Raw genomic sequence first — 20,900 nt, forward strand, 5'->3', positions numbered from 1 at the left:
CATGACCAATCCTGAAGTTACCCAAAGCGCCCAAGCCCGGAAGATCGCCGTCGTAGGCTCCGGCTACATGGGCGGCGGCATCGCCCAGGTGCTGGCGCTTGGCGGCGCACGTGTTGCCCTTGCCGATGTTTCCGCCGAAGTAGCGCAGAAGAACTTCGACCGTTTGCTGGTGGAATCGGATCAGTTCATCGCGGATGGGCTTTTCCCGGAGGGGTCCACCGAGATCCTCAAGCAAAACCTGTGGGCTGCCAAGGACATTGAGGAAGCTGTAGCGGACGCGGACTTTATTGAGGAATGTGTTCCGGAGGTCCTGGAAATCAAGCACCAGTCCTTGGCGCGGATCAGCGCTGCGGCCCGCACTGATGCTGTGATCGGCTCCAACACGTCCACCATTTCCATCGCCGCCCTCGCCGAAGCCGTCACCCATCCGGAACGCTTCCTGGGTGTGCACTTCTCCAACCCCTCGCCGTTCATTCCCGGTGTGGAGATCATCCCTCACGCCGAGACGTCCGCAGCAACCGTGGCAGCATCGCGCGAGCTGGTGCACGCAGCCGGCAAGCAGTCCGCCGTCGTCAAGGACGTCACCGGTTTCGTACTGAACCGCCTCCAGTACGCGCTGTTCCACGAGGCAGCGCAGCTGGTGGAGCAGGGCATCGCAACAGCGGACGACGTCGACACCCTGGTCCGTACGACGTTCGGCTTCCGCTTGCCGTTCTTCGGCCCCTTTGCCATCGCCGATATGGCCGGCCTGGACGTCTACAACTTCTGCTACAAGTCGCTGCAAACGGGGTTCCCGGAACGATTCGCGACGCCGAAGATCCTCTCGGACCTGGTGGAAGCCGGCAAGCTCGGCACCAAGACCGGCGCGGGCTTCCTTAACGTTCCCGCAGAGCGGACCCCGGAACTGATCGCCTACCGCAACAAGGCCTACGTTGCCATGCAGAAGCTCATTGAAGAGCTTGGCCCGGCCCCCATCAACTAAGACTTCATAGGAGACAATCACATGACTTTCCCCGCAGAACGCACAGCCATTGTGACCGGTGCTGTTTCCGAGCGCGGCATCGGCCGTGCAACCGTCAACTACCTGGCCGCGCAGGGCTGGAACATCGGCATCATTGACCTCGATGATGCTGCGTGCAAGATCGCGGCCAAGGAAATCGCCGCAGAATACGGTGTCCAGGCCCACGGTGTTGGCGCGAACGTTGCCAGCGAAGCCGAGGTTCGTGCAGCTATTGACGAACTTGAGGCCGAACTGCCGCAGATCGTGGCTTTGGCCAACGTTGCCGGCGTCAGCTCACCGGTTGGCTACCTGGAACTGGAACCCGCTGAGTGGGACCGGGTCCTGAACATCAACCTCAACGGTGTGCACTACGCCACCCGCCGTGTTGCCGAATCCATGGTCAAGAACAGGATTGGCCGCATTGTGAATATCTCCTCCGTCTCCGCCCAGCGCGGCGGTGGCACGTTCTCCAAGACCCCTTACTCCGTTGCCAAGGCCGGAGTCATTGGCCTGACGCGTGCTACTGCCCGTGAGCTGGGCGAGTACGACATCACTGTCAACGCCATCTCTCCTGGCCCCATCGACACCGACATCATGGGTGGGACATTGAGCCAGGAACGCAAGGATGAACTCACCAAGGACCTTGTGGTCAACCGTGTGGGCTCCACCCGGGACATTGCAGCTGCCATCGCCTTCCTCATCAGCGAGGACTCCGGATACATTTCCGGGCAAACGCTGAATGTGGATGGCGGACTGTACATGCACTAGGCGCTTGTTCATGAAGACCTGGACAAGAGAACGCAAGATCTACCTTGCCGTGGGCGTCCTTGCCTGCGCCGTGGGCATAGTGCTCATTTTCTTCCCGCGCTGATCGCGCCGCACTAGTCATTTCCTGTCACTCAAAGAGGAGTTTCAATGTCTGTTGCCACCAATTCCACCAAGGAGTTGCTGGATACGCCGGTTCTGAAATCGGCGATCGCCAAGGCGTCGCGCCGGCTCATGCCAATGCTCGTCATCCTGTACGTGGTGGCCTTCCTGGACCGCACCAACGTTGGCTTCGCCGAAGCTGCGCTGGAAGTGGACAGGGGCATCACCGCCGGTGCCTACGCGCTGGGTGCCGGTATCTTCTTCATCGGCTACGCACTGTTTGAAATCCCCAGCAACCTGCTGCTGACCAAATTCGGCGCCAAGGTCTGGCTGGCCCGCATCGCCATCACCTGGGGTATCGTCTCGGCGTGCTTCGCGTTCGTGCAGGGGGAAACTTCCTTCATCATCCTGCGGTTCCTGCTGGGCGTGACCGAGGCCGGCCTGTTCCCGGGCGTCATCATGTTCCTTGCAGCGTGGTTCCCCAACAAGGTCCGCGTGAAGATGTTCGCCATCTTCTACCTGGCCCAGCCGTTCTCCCAAATGATGGGTGCACCGCTTTCCGGCTGGCTCATCAACATCGGTGATCAGGTTCCGGGCGTGGCAGGGTGGCAGGTGATGTTCTTCGTTGAAGGCATGCTCGCCGTCCTGGCCGGTATTGCCGCCTACTTCTTCCTGATCAACAGCCCCCAGGATGCCAAGTTCCTCACCAAGGAAGAGAAGAAGGCGCTCTCTGATGTGATGGCACTCGAGGACACCGTCAAGGAAGAAACCGGACCCCGTGGCGTTTTGGCGTCCATGCGGAACGGCCGTGTCTGGTACTTCACGGTCATCTACTTCTGCCTGCAGGTGGCGGTGTACGGCGTGACGTTCTACTTGCCGCAGCAAGTGGCGCAGCTGACCGGCCAAAAGGTGGGCATCGCCGTCGGACTCCTGGCAGCCATCCCGTGGTTCTTCGGCATCTTCGCTTGCTACTTCATCGGCAAGGCCGCCAACACGGTGGCTCGTCGACGCCGCTGGGGTACGGCACTGTTCATCTCCACGGGCCTGTGCATCTTCGGCTCGGCCTGGGCAGGCGCCAACCAGATGCCGGCAATCGGCATCATCTTCATCACCCTCGCCGTGTGCAGCTTCCTTTCCACCGGACCCATTTGCTGGTCATATCCAACCGCGTTCCTCACCGGAACTGCCGCTGCGGCAGGCATCGGGTTGATCAACTCCCTCGGAAACCTTGGCGGGTTTGTTGCCCCGATCCTTCGCACCTCGGTCAACCAGATCACCGCTTCGGATACCGGCACCATGGGCGTCTACGCACTGGGGGTGTTGCCGTTCGTCGCGGCGCTGCTGATGTTCGGTACCAAGCGTTTCAGCAACAAGGCCGACGAACTGTTGGAGAAGTAAAACAATGCACCTGCCAGTTGCGCAGACACTCTTCATTGGCGTCAGCACCAAGATGTACATGGGGTACGCGCGCAGCCTGACATGGTTGGAAGAGCTGGTAGCTGAAGTGGACGCCCGTCCGGCCCTCGCGGCCGGGCGGGTGGTCCCGTTTGTGATTCCATCTTTTCCGGTTCTGCCCGAGGCAGCGCGTTTGATTGCGGGCACGCCCATGGTCCTGGGCGCCCAAAACTGTGGATGGTCCGACGGCCCGTGGACGGGGGAAGTTGCACCGTCCATGCTCTCTGAGTTGGGTGTGGGTTTGGTGGAGATCGGCCACGCCGAACGTCGGCGGCACTTCGCCGAAGATGAGGCGACGATCGCGCTGAAAGTCGGTGCCGCCGTCGACGTCGGGCTGACGCCACTTCTCTGCGTGGGGGAGTCAGAGCTTATGGCCCCGGACGTGGCAGCAGAGACTGTGTACGGGCAGATCAACGCGGCAGTGTCCGGGGACTGGTCCCTTGCCGGCCAGCTGGTGGTTGCCTACGAGCCTGTGTGGGCGATCGGTGCTCCCGAGCCTGCCTCGGCAGAATACGTATCCCGGGTGGCAGGTCACCTGCGGTCCGGGCTTGCCCGGCATGGCCTGGGAGGGATTCCGATCATTTACGGCGGCTCGGCGAAGCCTGGACTGTTGCCGCAGCTGGAAGCGGTGTCCGGGCTTTTCCTGGGGCGCTTTGCCCACGACGCCGCCAACTTCGGCAAGGTCCTGGACGAAGCCCTAAGTTTTTGTACAGCAGATGCCCTTAAAACGGCTTCTAAAGGGCATTAGCTGTACAAAAACTCCCGCTGGCAGAGGGCGACGAAGCCGCCCAGATTCTCCAGACCTTCAGGGTGGGTGGGCAGGTAGTTGGTCAGCTCGGGCGAACGCACGACGACGGCACGCCACTGACCGCGCGAGACCGCCACATTGATGCGGTTCCGGGACAAGAGGAACTCCATGCCCCGGGGGACTTCACCCGCTGCCGACGCGGCCATGGAAACAATGACCACGGGCGCTTCCTGGCCTTGGAACTTGTCCACCGTGCCTACCCGTACCTTGACCAATCCGGCACTTCGCAGGTGGTGTTTGATCAGCTGGACCTGGGCGTTGTACGCGGCCACCACCAGGATGTCCGTCTCCTCGAGGGGACGGGAACCAGCTGAGGGGGATTCGGCTGATCGCGATGGATCGAGCCACGCCAGGCCCAGGTGGGCACGGACCTGCCGTACCACTTCCTCGGCTTCCTCCGGCGAGGAGGTGGAGTTGGCCGTGTGAGCGACGTAAACGCAGGAGACTCCCGGTGCGGCACCTTCCAGATGGCGTTCCTTCGCTGCGCTCGCAGCCTCGAGCCGGTTATCGTAGGAAAGCTCTGAAACAGCGCTGCAGAGTTCGGGATGCATGCGCCACGATTGTGCAAGAAAATAGCCCAACTCAGGTGGCAAGGTGTTGTAGCCATCGGATAACCAGCCAAGGGCTGATTCATCTACCGGCTCAGGATGCTTGCCTTGGGTGACCTGGGGCAACTGTTGTGGATCGCCGAGCAGCAGAAGGCGTTTGGCTGCGCGGCTCACGGCCATGGTGTTGGCAAGGGAGAACTGCCCCGCTTCGTCAATGACCAGCAAGTCCAGTGATCCCTCCGGAACCGAGCTGCCCACCATGGTCCAGGCTGTGCCGCCAATGAGTGCCCCACCCGGCGTGGCCAACAGTTCTTCAACGTCGCCTTTGGCGCACTGGGTCCATGGAACGGGGTCCTCGTGCTTGACTTCTTTGGCCACCAGCCGAGGATGCACCCCTGCCTTCTCCACTGCAGCGCAGAGCATGTTCTCCACTACGGCGTGGGACTGGGCCACCACACCCACTTTCCACCCGGCAGCGACGAGCCGCGCCAAGACGTGGGCGCCCACATGGGTTTTACCGCTCCCCGGAGGGCCTTGGACAGCCAGATACGAATGGTCCAGGTCAGTGATCGCTGCTGTGATGGCGTCAATGTAGCCATCCCCGGCCGACTCGACGGGCGGGAGGGAATCCAGGGTGCGAAGCTTGGGTGGCCTCCTCCGTACCAAGTCCAGTGCAGGGTCCTGCGGCCACTCCGGCAGCGCATCCATGAGCTGTGTGGCCAGAGCAGCCAGCGCCGCGCGTTGGCCGTTGGTTGCAATGGGCGGATCCGGAGTCAAGGCCATAGGTGTTTGGCCGAACGGTGTGGAATCCTTCCGGAGGGTTTCGGTGATGGTGACTGTTTCGAAGTCCTCCTCTTCAGCCACCGCGGTGACCAAGGTACCGTTCCAGCCTGCTCGGCCCAGCACCATGGACTCCTTGTCCTGCAGCGATTCCGGCAGCGGAGAGCCATACATGCGGAAGTACTTCTTCCCAGGTTCCAGCCCGGCTCCATCCCCGGACCGGCCATAGAGCTTCACTACCCGCGCCGGGTTGCTCCGGGGTGTGGGTTTGGCCCAGTCCTGCAGCAGTTCAGCGTGATCAACAATGAACAGATCGCGCTCGTCAGGCCACTGGGAGGTTGGCTTTTCCAGGCGGTCGAAGTGACCCCACCAGTGTTGTTTGTCCTCGCGGCGGTGATATCCAACTCCTGCGGCCACAATGCCGGTGGCCCGTGCATCTGCGGTGGTTTCTTCCTCTTCGTACAGACTCGCAAGGTAGTTGAACAGTGCACGCTCTTCCGGTGCTGCCTCGTATTTCGGCGCGGCTTCCGCGGAGGTGCGGGGCGGCTCGTCTTCTTCACCACCAGGCAGGATGGAGCGTTCCGCAGCACGGGCCAGCAGCCAGTTGCGAAGTTCCAGCGTCGACAAGCAGTCGTACTCGTTGTAGTCACGGATGCCTTCGAGGATCGCGGCTGCTTCACCCGGATTCCCATTGTCCCGCGCCGTGCAGTAGTCAGCGTAAGCAACAACGGAGGCTCCGGCGTCGGTCACTTCACCTGAGCGCAGGTGCTGTCCCATGTAGAGCGGCTCGAGTTTCTTGATGCTGTAGGAGTTCTCTGAGATCCGGATGCTGTGCCGTACGGTGTCGTACAGGTCCACCAGGACACCCTGGCGCAGGAGGTCATCGACGGCGGTTTCACCCACCACATGCGTCAGCGACAGGTTCCTGAGGGCAGTCTTTTCATAGGCTGCGTAGTGGTAAATGTGCATGCCGGGGTACTGGGCGCGGCGCTGGGCCACGTACTCAAGGAAGTCCTCAAAGGCCTTGCCTTCTTCAGCACGTGAGTGAGCCCAGAATGGTTTGAAGACCGGCCGGGCACCGGGTTCCACCGGGTTCTCCACGACGCCGAACAAGTACTCCAGCCCCCACTTCTCCGTGATGGGATCCTGCCAAAGAGGATCGCCTTCGAAGTCGAAGAAGATATCGCCCGGATCAGGAGCCGGCAGCCTGCCCAAGGTGTTCTCCGGCAGGACGTTGTAGCTGATGGCTTTGGTTTCTCCGGTTTTGTCCGTGTACGTGACCGTGCCGTCCGGTGTGCCTGCGCCGGTCTGTAACCGGGCTTGCTCGCGCAGCCTCAGGAACGTCGGGTCGCCGTTGGCAGGGGACGCCGCCAGATCGTCAATGGTGGTCACCCCGGCCTCGATCAGCTTCTTGCGACGACTGATCCGCATGCCAGCCACCATCAGGAGGTCCCGGTGCAGTTGGACTTGCTCAGCGCAGTAATCACAGCGGCCACACGCGGAATACCGGGAGTCGCCCCACTCCACCGGTCCGGCTCCTGCGGCGTGCCCCTGGGTCATGCCGAGGAAGCGTTCACGGCGTTCCTTGAAGACGGGAAGGATCTGGGCGAGGGGGTGGTGGCTATGAACACGGTTGCCCAGAACCAAGGTGACTGTAGGGTCCGGCGTGATCCCTGCCTTAATGAGCTGATCTCCGTAGGCGGCCAGCTGCAGAAGCGCGGTGACTTTGGCATGCCGGGCAAGCTTGGTATCGAACACGGCGTACTGCCCGCCCGGGCGTTTCACCAGGAAATCGGAGCGTCCATGAAATTGGCCATCAAAGAACGCAGCCTGGAAGACGACATCCGCTCCGGAGCGCAGGGCTTCGATGGATTCGGCATGCTTGGCCGAAAGGGTGGAGCGGTCCATCGCTGAGGCGGGTTCGACGTCGTAAACGCCTTTCCCGGAAGCGGCATCCCACGGTCCGAACTCAGCCACGAAGTCGTTAAGGACACGGTGCTCGTGAACGTCTCCCAGAGCGGCGGTGCGCTCCAGCATGGCATCCGTTGCGAAGTCTGGCTTGAGCGAGCGACCCAGTTTTTCGTCGAGTTTGCGCAGCAGCTGATATTCGCAGGTGGCAGCAATAACGAGGTCGCTGGCGGAGAACACCAGGTCCTGTGGAGCACCCGCGATCTCAGGCTCGAGGAAGAACACCGCAGCCCACCTACCTTTCCAACCCGTCACTAAACCCTTGCAGCCAAGCTATCAGCGGGCCCTGACAAAAAAGAGTCGGCAAAATAGCTTTCGGCCAAACAGCATCCGGCCACTTTAGACTGCACCCATGACTAATACAGCCCCGGAGCCGGACCCTGCTTTCGAAGCCGCCTACCAAGCTGCACAAAAAAGCCTCAGCGAGGGCGGCATCCCCATAGGCGCCGCACTGGCACGCGGTGGGAACGTCATAGCCAGCGGGCACAACGAGCGGGTCCAGCACGGAGACCCCATTGCACACGGTGAAATGTCCGCGCTCAGGGCCGCCGGGCGCCAGAAGACATACCGGGACACCACGCTCTACACCACCTTGGCCCCCTGTGCCATGTGCACGGGAACCATCATCCAATTCAAGATCCCCCGGGTAGTAGTTGGCGAGGCAGAAACCTTCCCCGGCGAATTCGACCTCCTCCGTTCGCGGGGCGTGGAGGTAGTGGTCCTCAACGATCAACGGTGCGTGGACATGATGCGCGCTTTCCAGGAGGAACACCCTGAACTTTGGGCTGAAGACATCGCCGAATAGAAACCAAAAATGACTGCGCGAAGGGGCCAGAACCATCTGGCCACGGCCACCCTCCGAGCGTAGGCTGGCATCATCGGCGTCGGTGCCGAGAGGCCCGCGTCGATGATCCCAATCGATGAAGGAGGACCCATGAGTGCCGTACGTGAATTCATGACAACCAACGCCCAGTGCATCGAAGAGGACAAGACTCTTCAGGAAGCCGCCAGGCTGATGAGGGATATGGACTGCGGTTCACTTCCCATCTGCGGCCACGACGGCAAGCTCACCGGCTTCATCACTGACCGCGACATCGTGGTCAAATGCTTGGCAGAAGGCAAGGACGCCCGCGAAGTACGGGCCAGCGAACTCGCCACCGGAAAACCGTTCTGGGTAGATGCCGATGCCAGCGTTGACGACGCCGTTTCCATGATGGAGGAGCACCAGGTGCGTCGTTTGCCCGTCATCAGCGATCACAAGTTGGTTGGCATCATCAGCCAGGGCGACATTGCGCGCAACCACTACGCGGAACAGCGTCTGGGCGAAATGGTGGAACACATTTCCGCCAAGGAGCGCATGTCACACTAACTGTCCCAACAGCACCTCATCCAGCCGCCGCGAGGCATCCCTGAAGAGGAACGCCTCGCGGCCCGTTTCTGCAACCAGTGCCACTTCGTGCCCCAATACTGGTTCCTGCCTGGTCCAACTACAGCACTAACACAGCCCCCTCGGATAGGCCCTGGCACTACCTGTCTCGGAAACTGTCGGTCAGGTGAGGCAAACTGTCATGGTGACTTCAAATCTCCAACACCAGTCAGCTGACTCCGCCATCCACGCCAAAATCGCCGAAGAACTCGGCGTCAAGACCTGGCAGGTCAAAGCCGCTGTGGAACTGCTCGACGCCGGATCCACCGTTCCCTTCATCGCCCGCTACCGTAAGGAAGCCACCGGGACGCTCGATGACACCCAGCTCCGCGACCTCGAAGAACGCCTCAGATACCTGCGTGAGCTGGAAGAACGGCGCAAGGCAGTCCTGGAGGCCATTGCCGCCCAAGGCAAGCTGACCCCGGAACTTGAAGCCGCCGTCGTCGGGGCTGACACCAAAGCCCGATTGGAGGACATCTACCTCCCCTTCAAGTCCAAGCGCCGCACCAAGGCCCAGATTGCCCGCGAAGCCGGACTCGAGCCGCTGGCTGACGTCCTGCTGGCCAACCCGCAACTGGACCCCGTTACCGAAGCCGCCAAGTACCTGAACGCCGAGCACTCCATCGAGGACGCCGCCACGGCGCTCGCAGGTGCCCGTTCAATTTTGGTGGAGCGCGTGGGGCAGGACCCGGACCTTGCCGAGGACCTCCGCGAACGACTCTGGAAGCAGGGACGCATGGTGTCCCGGGTCAAGAAGGGCATGGAGGCCGAGGGCCAGAAGTTCAAGGACTACTTTGAGTTCACGCAGGTGCCCTCCGGCATGCCGTCGCACCGTGTGCTCGCCTTGCTGCGCGGGGAGAAGGACGGCGTCCTTGAGCTCGATCTCGCCGAGGCTGACCCGGCCGACGACGACGCCCTGGCCGCCGCCCGCGGCCGGTACGAGAACGCTGTGGCCAAGTGCCTTGGGGTCTCCAACCAAGGGCGGCCCGCCGATGCCTGGCTGACGCAAACCGCGCAGCTGGCCTGGCGCGGACGCATCCTGGACCGCCTGACCACGGACCTGCGTGGACGCATGTTCGCCGACGCTGAAGATGAAGCAGTGAGGGTCTTCGCGGCCAACCTGCGTGATGTTCTCCTTGCCGCACCTGCGGGCAACCGGGCCACCCTGGGGCTGGACCCCGGGCTCCGGACGGGCGTGAAGGTGGCTGTGGTGGACGGCACGGGCAAGGTTGTCACCACGGACACCATTTATCCGCACGCACCTGCGAAGAAGTGGGACGAGGCCTTGGCCACCCTGGGACGGCTCGCCAAGCAGTACAACGTGGAGTTGGTGGCGATTGGAAACGGTACCGCCTCCCGTGAGACGGACAAACTGGCCACCGAGCTCATCAAATCCCTCGAAGCCGCAGGGTCAAAGGGGATCCAAAAGCTGGTGGTCTCCGAAGCTGGAGCGTCCGTGTACTCAGCCTCCGCCCTTGCCGCGTCCGAACTTCCGGGCATGGACGTCTCCCTGCGCGGTGCTGTGTCCATTGCCCGCCGGCTTCAGGATCCCCTCGCCGAGTTGGTGAAGATCGAGCCCAAGTCCATCGGCGTTGGTCAGTACCAGCACGACGTCACTGCTGCGAAGCTTGATCGCTCGCTGGATGCCGTGGTGGAGGACTGCGTGAACGCTGTGGGCGTGGACGTGAACACGGCGTCTCCTGCGCTCCTGAGCCGGGTGGCCGGCGTCGGGCCATTGCTGAGCGAGAATATTGTGGCCTACAGGAACGAGAATGGTCCGTTTGCCAAGCGCAGCGACCTCAAGAAAGTTCCCCGGCTCGGCGCCAAGGCGTTCGAGCAATGCGCCGGCTTCCTCCGGATCACCGGGGGAGTGGAGCCACTGGATGCTTCCAGTGTGCACCCGGAAGCGTACTCGGTGGCCCGGAAGATTCTGGTCGCAGCCGGGGGAGGTCCCGCCACGGCGCTGGATCCGCAGGCCTTCGTGGATGGCACGTTCGGCCTGCCGACGGTCAAGGACATCATGTCCGAGCTTGAGAAACCCGGCCGCGACCCCCGTCCTGCGTTCAAGGCGGCATCGTTCTCGGAAGGGATCGAGAAGATCTCCGACCTCAAGCCCGGCATGATCCTGGAAGGCACTGTTACCAACGTTGCCGCTTTTGGCGCGTTCGTTGATGTGGGAGTGCACCAGGATGGCCTGGTTCACGTCTCGGCACTGTCCAACAAGTTCGTCTCGGATCCGCGAGAGATCGTGAAGTCCGGCCAGGTGGTACGGGTCAAAGTGCTGGAGGCCGATCCGGAACGCAAGCGCATCTCCCTGACCTTGAGGCTCGACGACGAACCTGGCACGGCTGGTGGGCGCACCTCGGGCGGGCGCACCTCGGGCGGGCGTGCTTCGGGCAGGCAGGGTGCCGGCGAACGTGCGGGTGGTCCGCAGGGGCAGCAAGGTCAACGGGGCGGTGGAAAGCCGGGTCAGCGTTCAGGCCAACCAGGGCAGGGTCCGCGGCAGGGCGGCACTCGGCAAGGCAAACCGCAGCAGGCTCCGGCCGCTCCAGCCAACACGGCCATGGCCGAAGCACTGCGTCGGGCCGGACTCGGGCAGTAGCGCTGGACTCGGAGGCAGGCCGCAGTCGGTCTGGGCCCATCGATTCAGCCCGTGACCGTACGCTAAGCAGAAACCTCAGCCGGCTGTGAGGAGAACTTTCGTATGAGAGCGGCGGAGACAATGGAGAAGAGGATCAGGGACGCGCCCATAGTGACTTGAGGTGTCAGGAAGCTCATGAGCAACGAAGCCAAGCCAAGTGAAAGAAGACCGGCTACGGCAGTGACTGTACCGCTCAAGGACCCAATGGTGGACATGACTTTAGATGGTATTGCTGATTGCAAAGTAGTGTGCAGGCTTCCCAAATAGATGAACAACGGCAAGGGAAGGATGAGCAACATGACGGCCAGCACAACTCCATCCTCAGCTGTTGTGCTGACGACACCAATGATGAGAAGCAATCCCAAGACCACAAAATTATGCCACTGATGACGATGGAAACGACTGAAAACATAATTTGCCAGGACGTTCACAAGCTGAAAAGCGACAAAGAACAGCCCAAAGGTACTGGCATCAAAGCGTGAATCGAGAAGAATCATTTGCCAAAGATGAAAAAATGGATTTACCGCAAACTCTGTAATAGCCAGAAGCAGTATTGCCAGTACGATGCGTGAATCCTTCATTGCGAATCGAAGCCCACTGACCAGTTCCAGCCGAAAATCACCGGGTTTGTCGCTTTGGTCTTCATCGTGGGAGGCAGGCGAAGTGTCCTTTGGAAGCAAGACGATGCCTACAGCGATACTTAAAGCGAAAAAGACCGCTGAGATGAGGTAGATTCTGTCGCCAAACTCGTCGTAGAGAAATGTGCTGCAGAGCGCGGCCAGAATGCTTGTGGCGAGCATGACGTTCTGGTCCGAAGAGTAGAACCGCTTTAATGCGCTCTCTTCTGATCGGAGTCGCTCAGCAAAATAGTAGTCAAGTGTTGAACTCTGTGCTGCAGATGAAGCGCCGTAGATAACCCATGCCAGACACATGACCCAAAACCCTGCACCGAAAAAGACCACCAGGTACGATGAAAGAGTCAAGGCAATGGAAAGAACATATACAAAAGTCTTCGATGTTCTGTCAGCAAGCACCCCGAAGGGGAACTCAAAGAGTAGAGTGGCGATCGTGAATGCGACTTGAACGAGAATAATCTCGGAAAAATCCAAGCCCTTCCCCACAAGTACAGGCGTCAAGATGGCCTGCGGCAGGACGCGCCCAAAGTTTTGGATAGCGTTGACAGCGAAGTAGCTTCGTATCTGTTTGGTCAGCATGTAAAGGTCCTTGGAATTGAACAGGGTGGAGCTGACCTGATAGTCAGCTCCACCCCGTCTGAGCTACTGCGAACTACTTGGCGAAGTTAGCAGTACGGCCACACCCAGAATGGCAATGTGCGCTTCTTCCAGGTTCTTTTGATAAGTGACTGCTTGCTGGTCATCAATCTCTGGAAGACTTGCAAAGTTTCTTATCTGTCGGTCCCATTTGGTATAAGAGTACTCATCGAGACTGACTTGTCCCCTGCGAAGGTCAGAATAGCCTGTGGTCTTAATAATGTTTTCATCCATGCAGAAGGTCAGGATCTCATGGATATCTGCAGGGTTCCTTCCATTCTGTGAGAGCTCAGAAATGATGCTTTGACAGCTTTTGGAACCATCTGCAAGTTCCAGGCATTCCAGGAAGTTCTGATAGTCACCGGAGAGAGTAATCATGTCCTTGCCGTTGACCGCTACCACCAAGCCTTCAGCGGTTACCGTCACATAAAGTGAATCGTTTGTGGTCACTTCAGAAGTGAAATCAAGGATGGACACGTTCAATTACCCCAATCGTTTTATCTATGAGCATGGATGCTAGCACAAGATTTATGTGCGGTCCTGTCACAGGGTGCGGAAAGCATCCCTAAGAACTAATGAGACTCTTTTTTTGCAACTATCAGCAACATGGAAATGGTGCAAGTCAAGTAGTCCATTTTTCCCATTAATAGAAAGTCCGGGGCACTGTACCAGTTGGGTTTATGTCGCTAGAACAAGAGCCGGACCGTGGGGCACGTGAGCTACAAACCGGCGGTCCTGGCTTCCCACAGCTCTGCGTTGGAGGGCTGCAACGCCATGGGAAGCCAGCGTCCGATGCGTTCGAAGGCTTCTCGCCTGACCGGTTCTGGTGAGAGGAAGATGTCGTGGAAGGCGTTAGGCAAGCGGCTCACGGTGACGGTGTCTGCGAGCGACAGGGAGCGGTGAGCCACGGCGTCCACATTGAGTGCGACGTCAGCCGTGAGCGCGTCGGCCGACCATTTTGGCTGCAAGTAGCTCTTGTCCGAGAGCAACACGAGCACCGGAACATCAATGCCCAAACCGGCCGCAACGGTGGCCTGGCCGCGGAACACTGCATCAAGGAATGCCGGGGTGATGGGGAATCCCCGGTCTGGCCGCCACTGGAGGTTGTAGTCCCATTCGCCGTCAAGGGTGGCTGATACGGCCCGGGTGTAGATGCCCGGGTCAACGGGCGGTAGCGGTGTCAAGGGGTGGAGCCGGGCGTGCAGCCCCACCAAGGGGGCGATCGCCCGCCTGCCGAGCTCGGTAGCTTGAAATTCCAGCCAAGGGCTATTGAGGATCAAGGCCGATGCGATTCCTGGGTGACGGGACGCCCACAGGCTGAGGGTGAGCCCACCGGTGGAGTGGCCCAACAGAATGAGCGGTCGGTCCTGGCCCGGATCCCCGGTACGCCCCATGGCGGACAGGGCTGCTGCGATGTCGGCGTCGTAGTCCGCCAGATGGGTGACGAAGCCGGGCACCATTCCGGGGCTCAGGCTGCGGCCGTAGTTATGCAGGTCCAAGGCGTAGAAGCGTGCACCGGCCCGGTGCCAAAACTTCGCGAGGTGCTTTTGGAAGAAGTAGTCGGACCAGCCATGGACATAAAGAACGTCGGCGTCGATCCCGGAAGCCTCGTCATCGCGGGCCTCCAGCCACTCCGGGGAAGCCCCCAGGTACCGGACCAGGGTGGCGACAGCACCGCCGTCGAGCTCCAGCGTTTGTTGCTCGAAGCCGTCGCCAAGAATGTCCGGGTTCCACGGCTGGGTCATGACTCTTTTTCCTTCTGCCACGGCCAGCGGCCCGTGATTTCCAGCTCGAGGGAGAAGCTGAGAAAGGTGCGGATCAGCACGATGATGGCCAGGACTCCGACGCTTTCAAACGTGGGGGTGACGGCGACGGTGCGGATGATATCGGCGGCTACCAGAAGTTCGAGCCCCAGCAGGATGGACCGGCCCAGCAGTTGCCGGTAGGAGCGGTACGGAGAGAGGGGCGTCAGGCCGCGGGCGCGTTTGGGTTGGAACCCACGCAAAGCCAGAGGAACCGAAACCAGTGCTCCGATCACCATGACTGCCACCCCCGCGAAGTCCATGTACCGGCCGACTTCTTCGATCACGTGCTGGAAATCCATGGCCCTCCCCGGTTAGGTGCGTGCCTCCACCGTCTCACAGAGCAGTAGCTGCGCACAGTAAACAGAGCAGTCGCCGCGCACAGTAAAGGGTGGCGGACCATCGGCCCGCCACCCTTTACGGCATGCCCGCCGCTCTCACCGGCATGTCATTAACCGGGCAGCCCCAGAGCTTCCCAGGCCTTGCTCTTCAGCTCGGCGCGTTCCTTGCGGGCCACAATTGCTTCGTCTTGGCTGACCGCAACGAACGTGGTGGCGGTGCCGGGTGCGGCACGGGCAACCAGGTCCATGTCCGCGCTGATGACAGTTGCCACCATGGCGTAGCCGCCGCCGGAGACCGCATCCCTGTGGAGGATGATGGGTTGGGTGCCGCCGGGAATCTGGATGGAGCCCACGGCGTAGCCTGCATCGACGATGTTGGAGGGGTCCGATCCCGCACCGAATGGCTGCTCGCGTTCCTTCCATCCCACGCCCGGGCCGTAATAGCGAAGGCCCATGCGGTCGGCCACGGGGGTGACTTTCCATTCACCGTTCAGGAGGTTTTCCTTCCCGGCGTCCGTCAGCCGGTGATCGTAAAGCCCCATGACAATCCTGACGGATTGGGCCTTGTCAAAGGAGGGGCGGAAGGATTCGGGTACTTCCAGAGCCGCGGGAAGTTCGCCATGCGCTGTGCCCACCGGCACCAGATCTCCGGCCTCAAGCTTCCGGCCCTTGTAACCGCCGATGCCGCCCAAAGTGTATGTTGACCGGCTGCCCAGGACCACGGGAACGTCAATCCCGCCTTGGACGGCGATGTAGTAGCGCGTACCTCCACGGATCACCCCGAAGCTCAATTCGTCGCCTGCGCTGAGCTGCAGCCGCGTCCACTGGGGCTGGGGTTCACCATTGACTTTGACCTCCACGGGAGCGCCCGTGATGGCCACTACGGCATCGGCGTCAGTCACCAGAACCGGCCCCAGGTAGGTGCATTCGAGGACGGCGTCCGTGGCTGCGTTGCCCACCAGCGCGTTGCCGAGTTCCGCTGAGTACTGGTCCATGGAGCCGCTCTGCGGGATGCCCACGTTGTAGTAGCCCGTGCGGCCCTGGTCCTGAACAGTGGTGGCAAGGCCAGGGTTCTTGATGTCAAATGCCATTGAGGGCCTCCATGAGTTCCTGGTTGTAGGCCTGCGGATCGCTCAGGGCCTTGGACGCGTCAAAGGTGACGGGGACTTGGCGGTAGCGGTAGGTTCCGTCTTCAACCTGCGCCTGGATTGCGTTGTACTCCTCTTCGGTGACGGGTTTGAACTTCACGATGTCACCGGGGCGGAAGAAGACCATGAAGTCCTTGAAGTCGGCCAGCGACTGTGCGGGATCGAAGATGGGCGCCGCTGCTACGCCGAACATCTGGTAACCGCCGGCACCGCGTACGGAGTAGATTGCCGCGAAGCATCCGCCATGGCCCACGGTCAGCTTGGGGGTGTCCGTGCGGGGACTGAGGTACTTGGGGACTTGAAGCTGCTGCTCGCGCTCCACGAGTTGAAACAGGAAGGGCAGCCCGGCAACAAAGCCCACCATGGAAACCAACCACGGCTGTTCATGATGCCGGCGGATGAACTCGGCAGCGTCCTTGAGGCCGTTGACTTTCGCTGCGTAGTCAAGGTCCGTGCCGTCCGGTTCCTGGTGGAACCCTTCACGGAATCGCTGGGCTACCTCTGCGGTGAAGGGGTCGTCGTACCAGACCGGCACTTCAATGATGCGGGTTTCGAGGGTCTGTTGGTTGTGGTTCTGAAGCTCGCGTTCGATTCCGCGAACCGTTGATTCAAGGCTCGACGGCGGCAGGACGTCGGGATCGAACCTCACCAGAAGTGAAGCATTGGCGGGGCAGATATCCACCACGCCGGGCAAACCGGCGTCGCTCAGTTTCCTGGCGATGGACATCACTTTGAAGTTGGCGGCGAGGCTCATGGACTCGTCAACTTCAACGAACAAGAACTCGTCAGCGCCCCACGTGTAGCGGGCTTCCTTCAGGTCCGGGCTTGAAACGGTCATTTCGCCTCCAACAGGTCAGGAGCGGTCTCAATGAATTTGGAGTGGTGGGTGACTGCTGCGAATTCGGGACGGGCCAGCAGCATTTTGTGAACGGGGACGGTGGTTTTGACGCCTTCGATGCGCACGTGGTCCAAGGCCTCCACTGTGGCGGCGATGGCGGAGTCGCGGTCGGCGGCGTGGACGATCAGCTTGGCCAGCATGGAGTCATAGAACGGGCTGACCACAGAGCCTGCGTCCACTCCGGTGTCCACCCGGATTCCGTCTCCTGTGGGCCACTCAATGACATCAAGGCGGCCGGGACTGGGGAAGAAGTTGTTGCCGGGGTCCTCGGCGTTGATCCGGCACTCGATGGCGTGACCGGTGAAAGTGATGTCTTCCTGCTTCAAGGACATGGAACCCGTGCCGGCAATGAGCAGTTGCTCGCGGACCAGGTCCACGCCGGTGATCTGTTCAGTGATGGGGTGCTCCACTTGGATGCGGGTGTTCATTTCGATGAACGCAGCCTCATGGTTTTGCGGATCGTAGAGGAACTCCACCGTGCCAGCTCCCTGGTAGCCGCACTGGCGGGCAAGTTCCACCGAGGACTGCCGGATGGTTTCCCGGACGGATTCGGGGAGGTCCGGGGCCGGTGCTTCTTCAAGGACTTTCTGTGAGCGGCGCTGCATGGAGCAGTCGCGGTCACCGAGGTGGATGAAGTTGGTGCCGTCGCCGAGGATCTGGACTTCAACGTGGCGTGCGTGTTCTACGAAGCGTTCCAGGTAGACGGTTGCGTCACCGAAGACAGAGGCTGCTTCGCCCCGGGCCATCTCGATGGTTTCCAGCAGTTCGTCCGGATTGCTGACGAACCGGATACCGCGGCCACCGCCGCCTGCGGAAGCTTTGACCACCAACGGATAACCGATCCCGGCTGCGATGGCCAGGGCATCCGCCTCCGGGTCCAGGGGGCCGTCGGAGCCGCGGAGGACGGGAACGCCGGCCTTCTCGGCTGAGGCGCGGGCCAGCGATTTGTTGCCCATCATCTCGATTGCGTCAGCATTGGGTCCCACCCAGATCAGTCCTGCGTCCGCTACTTTGCGGGCGAAGGAGGTGTTTTCTGAGAGGAAGCCATAGCCCGGGTGGACGGCGTCGCAGCCGGTGTCCATGGCTGCGGCAATGATGGCGCCCTGGTTCAGGTAACTGGCCGGAGCAGGTGCAGGCCCAACCACCACATATTCGTCAGCGGTGCGTGCAGCCAAGGAGGAAGCGTCCGGCTCGCTGACGACCGCAACGGTTCCGATTCCCATGTCCCGCGCGCTGCGGATGATCCGTACGGCGATTTCGCCGCGGTTGGCGATCAGCAGTTTCTTCATCATGGGTGCCTACGCTTCGCGGACGACGACGATTGGGTCGCCCGGGTTGACCATGTCGCCCTCGGCTACCTCGAAGGTTTCGAGGATGCCGGCAACATCGGACTGGATTTCGGTGAACTGCTTCATGATTTCCACGATTCCCAGGGTTTGGCCTACCTCGATTGTGTCGCCTTCATTGGCGAACGGCGGCTTGCCGGGCCCGGGTTTGCGGTAGAAGATGCCGGGGAGCGGGGAGACGATGGTGCCCATACGGGGGTTCTCGCTTTCAGGGGGTGGGTTTGAAGAAGGGAAAAGTGTCAGCGGGCGTTGAGCACGGAGCGGACCGCAGTGGCCACGTCAACCGAGTTCGGGGCATCCGAATGAACGCAGATGCTGCCAAAGGTGATGTCCAGTTCGGTGCCGTCCACCGCGAGGACGGGACCGCCGTCGAGGGCTTTCCTGACGCGGTCAGCCGCGGCATCCGGGTTGGTTGGTGCCGGCCGGCGCTGGATCAGCAGCTCACCGCCGGGACCATAGTTGAGGTCTACGTACAGTTCGGGGATGAAATCCACGCCCATGCTCTTGCACACGGTCTCGTGCGCAGTTCCGGCGAGGCCAAAGAACGGAACGCCGAACAGCTTGGCCGTGCCGGCTGCGGCCTCCATGAGGTCCTCGTCCCCGGCCAGCATCCCGTACAGCGCACCATGCGGTTTGATGTGGTTCAGTTCAAGGCCATGCTTGCTGAGGAAGGCCGTCAGCGCCCCTGTTTGGTAGAGGATGATGGATTCAACTTCTTCCGGCCGCAGCACCATGCGGCGGCGTCCGAAGCCAACGGGGTCCGGAAGGCCGGGGTGGGCGCCCACAGCTACGCCATGTTCTGCTGCGAGTTCCACGGTCCGGTTCATGACGTCGGGATCGCCGGCATGGTAGCCGCACGCTACGTTGGCGACGTCAATGATGCGCATGAGTTGTTCATCGTTGCCGAATTCGTGAAGGCCCACGCCTTCGCCCATATCTGAGTTCAAGAGCACCGTCTTAGGAGCGCTGGCCGCGGGAGAGCTTGGGACAGCAGCGCTCGGCGCGGGAGTGCCCGGGGTCACATTCGTTTGCATGGGGGCAACGCTATCCAAGCGAGGACCGCATAGTAATTGTGCAGCCTGCTGAATCTCCAAACGCAGTTTATGATGTTTGCACTATGAGGCGGTAAAACGCCCAGAGCTCATGGAGGCCCAATGCGTGTTTCGGACTTGGTGGATGACCCTGACCTGAAGATTTCACTCCGCGTGCCAGGCACTCCGGGCCGCTTGGCCAGGCCCATCACGTGGTGTGCTCCCACCGAACACATGGACCCCACACCGTTCCTGAGCGTCAATGCCCTGGTGCTGACCAACGGCATGGGCTTGAACGTCAAGGACTACAGGATCTGGGAGGCCTACGTTGAACGACTGATGGAGGTGCCTGTCTCGGGGCTGGTGTTCGGCCTGGGTGCAGCCCACCGGGAGCTTCCCTCCGGCTTGGTGGAGGCCTGCGAAGCGCACGGCCTGCCGCTGCTGGAGCTGCCGCCGGAGGTCCCCTTCGTCCTGGTCATGCGCCATGTGGAGCACGTGATTGCCACCGAGCGGTATGAGGAGTTGCGCTCCGGGTGGGAACTGGCGGATGAATGCACACGGCTCGCCGCGGATGGTCGATCACTGGCCACCGTTCTGGAACGGGTAGCCTCCTTCGTCCAAGCGCGGGTGACGGTAGTGGACGACGTCGGCTTTGAACTTATTGGGGCAGGAGACGCCGCCGGAGGTACTGCGCGAACCACCCTGAGGATCCCCAGTGGAGAGTCACAACGGTTCAGGCTCATGATCGAGGGCATCAAGAGCACTGTGGTGCTGCAGCCCATCCTGGGTCCCGTGGCGGCAGTGATCGCCATGCAGCTGAGCTACACGCTGGGCTCACGCTCACCGCTGCACTCGCGTGAGGCGGCACGTTTCATGGAGGCACTGTACGAGGAGCGGGCAATGACGCCGGCTCAACTCAAGCGTCTGGCCGTGGACACCGGGTTCGACCCCGACGAGACCTGGGGTTCTGTGCTGATCGGCGCCTCCAAGGAGATTCCCCGGCTGAAGCTCCGTGCCATCGCATGGCGTGCGAGGGTGGGCCTGGAAACCAACTACGGGATTGTCCGCTTCATGGAAGAGAAGGGCCTCACCACTTTGCTGGTGCAGCAAAAACGGGGGACCGGCGGGTTGCTGGAGATGGTCCGGGACTTCTTCAATGACGCACCCGAACTCGCCGTTGTGGTCACCGAGGCGAGCACCCTGAATGAACTTCCCCTGGCGCTGAGCCTGGCAAGGCGACACGTGGGAAAACCCGGCGTGCGGAGTGCTCCGCTTGCGGATCTCACCGGAATCGTTCAGGGACTGCCGAGCGCCGGGCTGGTGGCGATGTCCCAGCGGCTGCTGGCACCCCTGGCATCCGAAGGTGGCACAGCCTTGCGTGACACCCTCGCCTCGTACCTGCGGCACAGCGGCAGTTCCCGGGAAATCTGCGAGGAGCTGTTCATTCACAGGAACACGCTCACGTACCGGTTACGGAAAATCGAAGACGCCTTGGGCCTGGACCTCTCTGACGGCGAAGTGCGGGCTACTTGCCTGCTCGCCCTGAGTATCGTTGCGGCCCACGCCTGAG

Annotated in this window: 18 protein-coding genes; 8 read left to right on the plus strand and 10 right to left on the minus strand. The window is 61.3% G+C overall.

Features of this window, described 5'->3' with window-relative positions:
• Window position 1: 1 nt before the first annotated feature.
• The 4 genes from ABI796_RS05305 (at window position 2) to ABI796_RS05320 (ending at window position 4,070) form a co-directional block, all read left to right on the plus strand.
• Window positions 2-982, plus strand: a complete 981-nt coding sequence (locus ABI796_RS05305; protein WP_141285401.1) for a 3-hydroxyacyl-CoA dehydrogenase family protein — start codon at window positions 2-4, stop codon at window positions 980-982.
• 21 nt (window positions 983-1,003) lie between these two features.
• Entirely contained in the window at window positions 1,004-1,768 is a 765-nt protein-coding gene (locus ABI796_RS05310; protein WP_017197721.1) for an SDR family NAD(P)-dependent oxidoreductase, read from the plus strand.
• Window positions 1,769-1,915: 147 nt separating this feature from the next.
• Window positions 1,916-3,265: an MFS transporter gene (locus tag ABI796_RS05315; RefSeq protein WP_141285403.1), complete on the plus strand. Its 1,350-nt coding sequence runs from the start codon at window positions 1,916-1,918 to the stop codon at window positions 3,263-3,265.
• A 4-nt stretch (window positions 3,266-3,269) separates the two neighbouring features.
• Complete coding sequence (locus ABI796_RS05320) at window positions 3,270-4,070, plus strand: triose-phosphate isomerase family protein (RefSeq protein ID WP_141285405.1); 801 nt, start codon at window positions 3,270-3,272, stop codon at window positions 4,068-4,070.
• Here the strand turns inward: ABI796_RS05320 and ABI796_RS05325 are convergent.
• Window positions 4,067-7,651 (minus strand): TM0106 family RecB-like putative nuclease, encoded by a 3,585-nt coding sequence (locus ABI796_RS05325; RefSeq protein WP_141285407.1) that lies wholly within the window; start codon window positions 7,649-7,651, stop codon window positions 4,067-4,069. The genes ABI796_RS05320 and ABI796_RS05325 overlap by 4 nt on opposite strands.
• Before the next feature lie 127 nt (window positions 7,652-7,778).
• Here ABI796_RS05325 and ABI796_RS05330 point away from each other — a divergent pair, with 127 nt between their 5' ends.
• From ABI796_RS05330 to ABI796_RS05340, 3 genes are all read left to right on the plus strand, one after another.
• Window positions 7,779-8,231 carry a nucleoside deaminase gene (locus ABI796_RS05330; RefSeq protein WP_141285409.1) on the plus strand — a complete coding sequence of 151 codons (453 nt, stop codon included), beginning with the start codon at window positions 7,779-7,781 and terminating at the stop codon, window positions 8,229-8,231.
• 129 nt (window positions 8,232-8,360) lie between these two features.
• Window positions 8,361-8,795: a CBS domain-containing protein gene (locus tag ABI796_RS05335; protein WP_141285411.1), complete on the plus strand. Its 435-nt coding sequence runs from the start codon at window positions 8,361-8,363 to the stop codon at window positions 8,793-8,795.
• 199 nt (window positions 8,796-8,994) lie between these two features.
• Entirely contained in the window at window positions 8,995-11,454 is a 2,460-nt protein-coding gene (locus tag ABI796_RS05340; RefSeq protein WP_141285413.1) for a Tex family protein, read from the plus strand.
• Between the two features lie 62 nt (window positions 11,455-11,516).
• On the opposite strand, the gene ABI796_RS05345 is transcribed toward ABI796_RS05340, so the two are convergent.
• From ABI796_RS05345 to pxpA, 9 genes are all read right to left on the minus strand, one after another.
• Window positions 11,517-12,707 (minus strand): MFS transporter, encoded by a 1,191-nt coding sequence (locus ABI796_RS05345; protein ID WP_141285415.1) that lies wholly within the window; start codon window positions 12,705-12,707, stop codon window positions 11,517-11,519.
• A gap of 63 nt (window positions 12,708-12,770) precedes the next feature.
• Window positions 12,771-13,214 (minus strand): hypothetical protein, encoded by a 444-nt coding sequence (locus ABI796_RS05350; RefSeq protein ID WP_141285417.1) that lies wholly within the window; start codon window positions 13,212-13,214, stop codon window positions 12,771-12,773.
• Between the two features lie 269 nt (window positions 13,215-13,483).
• Window positions 13,484-14,509 carry an alpha/beta hydrolase gene (locus ABI796_RS05355; RefSeq protein WP_141285419.1) on the minus strand — a complete coding sequence of 342 codons (1,026 nt, stop codon included), beginning with the start codon at window positions 14,507-14,509 and terminating at the stop codon, window positions 13,484-13,486.
• On the minus strand, window positions 14,506-14,868 hold the full coding sequence (locus ABI796_RS05360) for a DUF1622 domain-containing protein (RefSeq protein WP_141285421.1): 363 nt from the start codon (window positions 14,866-14,868) through the stop codon (window positions 14,506-14,508). The genes ABI796_RS05355 and ABI796_RS05360 overlap by 4 nt, the downstream gene beginning before the upstream one ends.
• A gap of 149 nt (window positions 14,869-15,017) precedes the next feature.
• Window positions 15,018-15,998, minus strand: coding sequence for a biotin-dependent carboxyltransferase family protein (locus tag ABI796_RS05365; RefSeq protein ID WP_141285423.1), 981 nt, complete (start codon window positions 15,996-15,998; stop codon window positions 15,018-15,020).
• Window positions 15,988-16,893 carry an allophanate hydrolase subunit 1 gene (locus tag ABI796_RS05370; RefSeq protein ID WP_141285425.1) on the minus strand — a complete coding sequence of 302 codons (906 nt, stop codon included), beginning with the start codon at window positions 16,891-16,893 and terminating at the stop codon, window positions 15,988-15,990. The genes ABI796_RS05365 and ABI796_RS05370 overlap by 11 nt, the downstream gene beginning before the upstream one ends.
• A complete protein-coding gene (locus ABI796_RS05375; protein WP_307723103.1) occupies window positions 16,890-18,245 on the minus strand; it encodes an acetyl/propionyl/methylcrotonyl-CoA carboxylase subunit alpha in 1,356 nt (451 codons plus the stop codon). The genes ABI796_RS05370 and ABI796_RS05375 overlap by 4 nt, the downstream gene beginning before the upstream one ends.
• Before the next feature lie 6 nt (window positions 18,246-18,251).
• On the minus strand, window positions 18,252-18,491 hold the full coding sequence (locus ABI796_RS05380) for an acetyl-CoA carboxylase (RefSeq protein ID WP_141285427.1): 240 nt from the start codon (window positions 18,489-18,491) through the stop codon (window positions 18,252-18,254).
• Window positions 18,492-18,538: 47 nt separating this feature from the next.
• The gene (gene pxpA / locus ABI796_RS05385; protein WP_141285429.1) at window positions 18,539-19,333 is read right to left on the minus strand and encodes a 5-oxoprolinase subunit PxpA; all 795 of its coding nucleotides are present in this window, start codon (window positions 19,331-19,333) and stop codon (window positions 18,539-18,541) included.
• Between the two features lie 120 nt (window positions 19,334-19,453).
• On the opposite strand from pxpA, the gene ABI796_RS05390 reads away from it, so the two are divergent.
• Window positions 19,454-20,899, plus strand: a complete 1,446-nt coding sequence (locus tag ABI796_RS05390; RefSeq protein WP_141285431.1) for a PucR family transcriptional regulator — start codon at window positions 19,454-19,456, stop codon at window positions 20,897-20,899.
• Window position 20,900 lies beyond the last annotated feature (1 nt).

Origin of the sequence: Paenarthrobacter aurescens (genome assembly GCF_041549525.1) — a bacterium.
GTDB lineage: Bacteria > Actinomycetota > Actinomycetes > Actinomycetales > Micrococcaceae > Arthrobacter > Arthrobacter aurescens.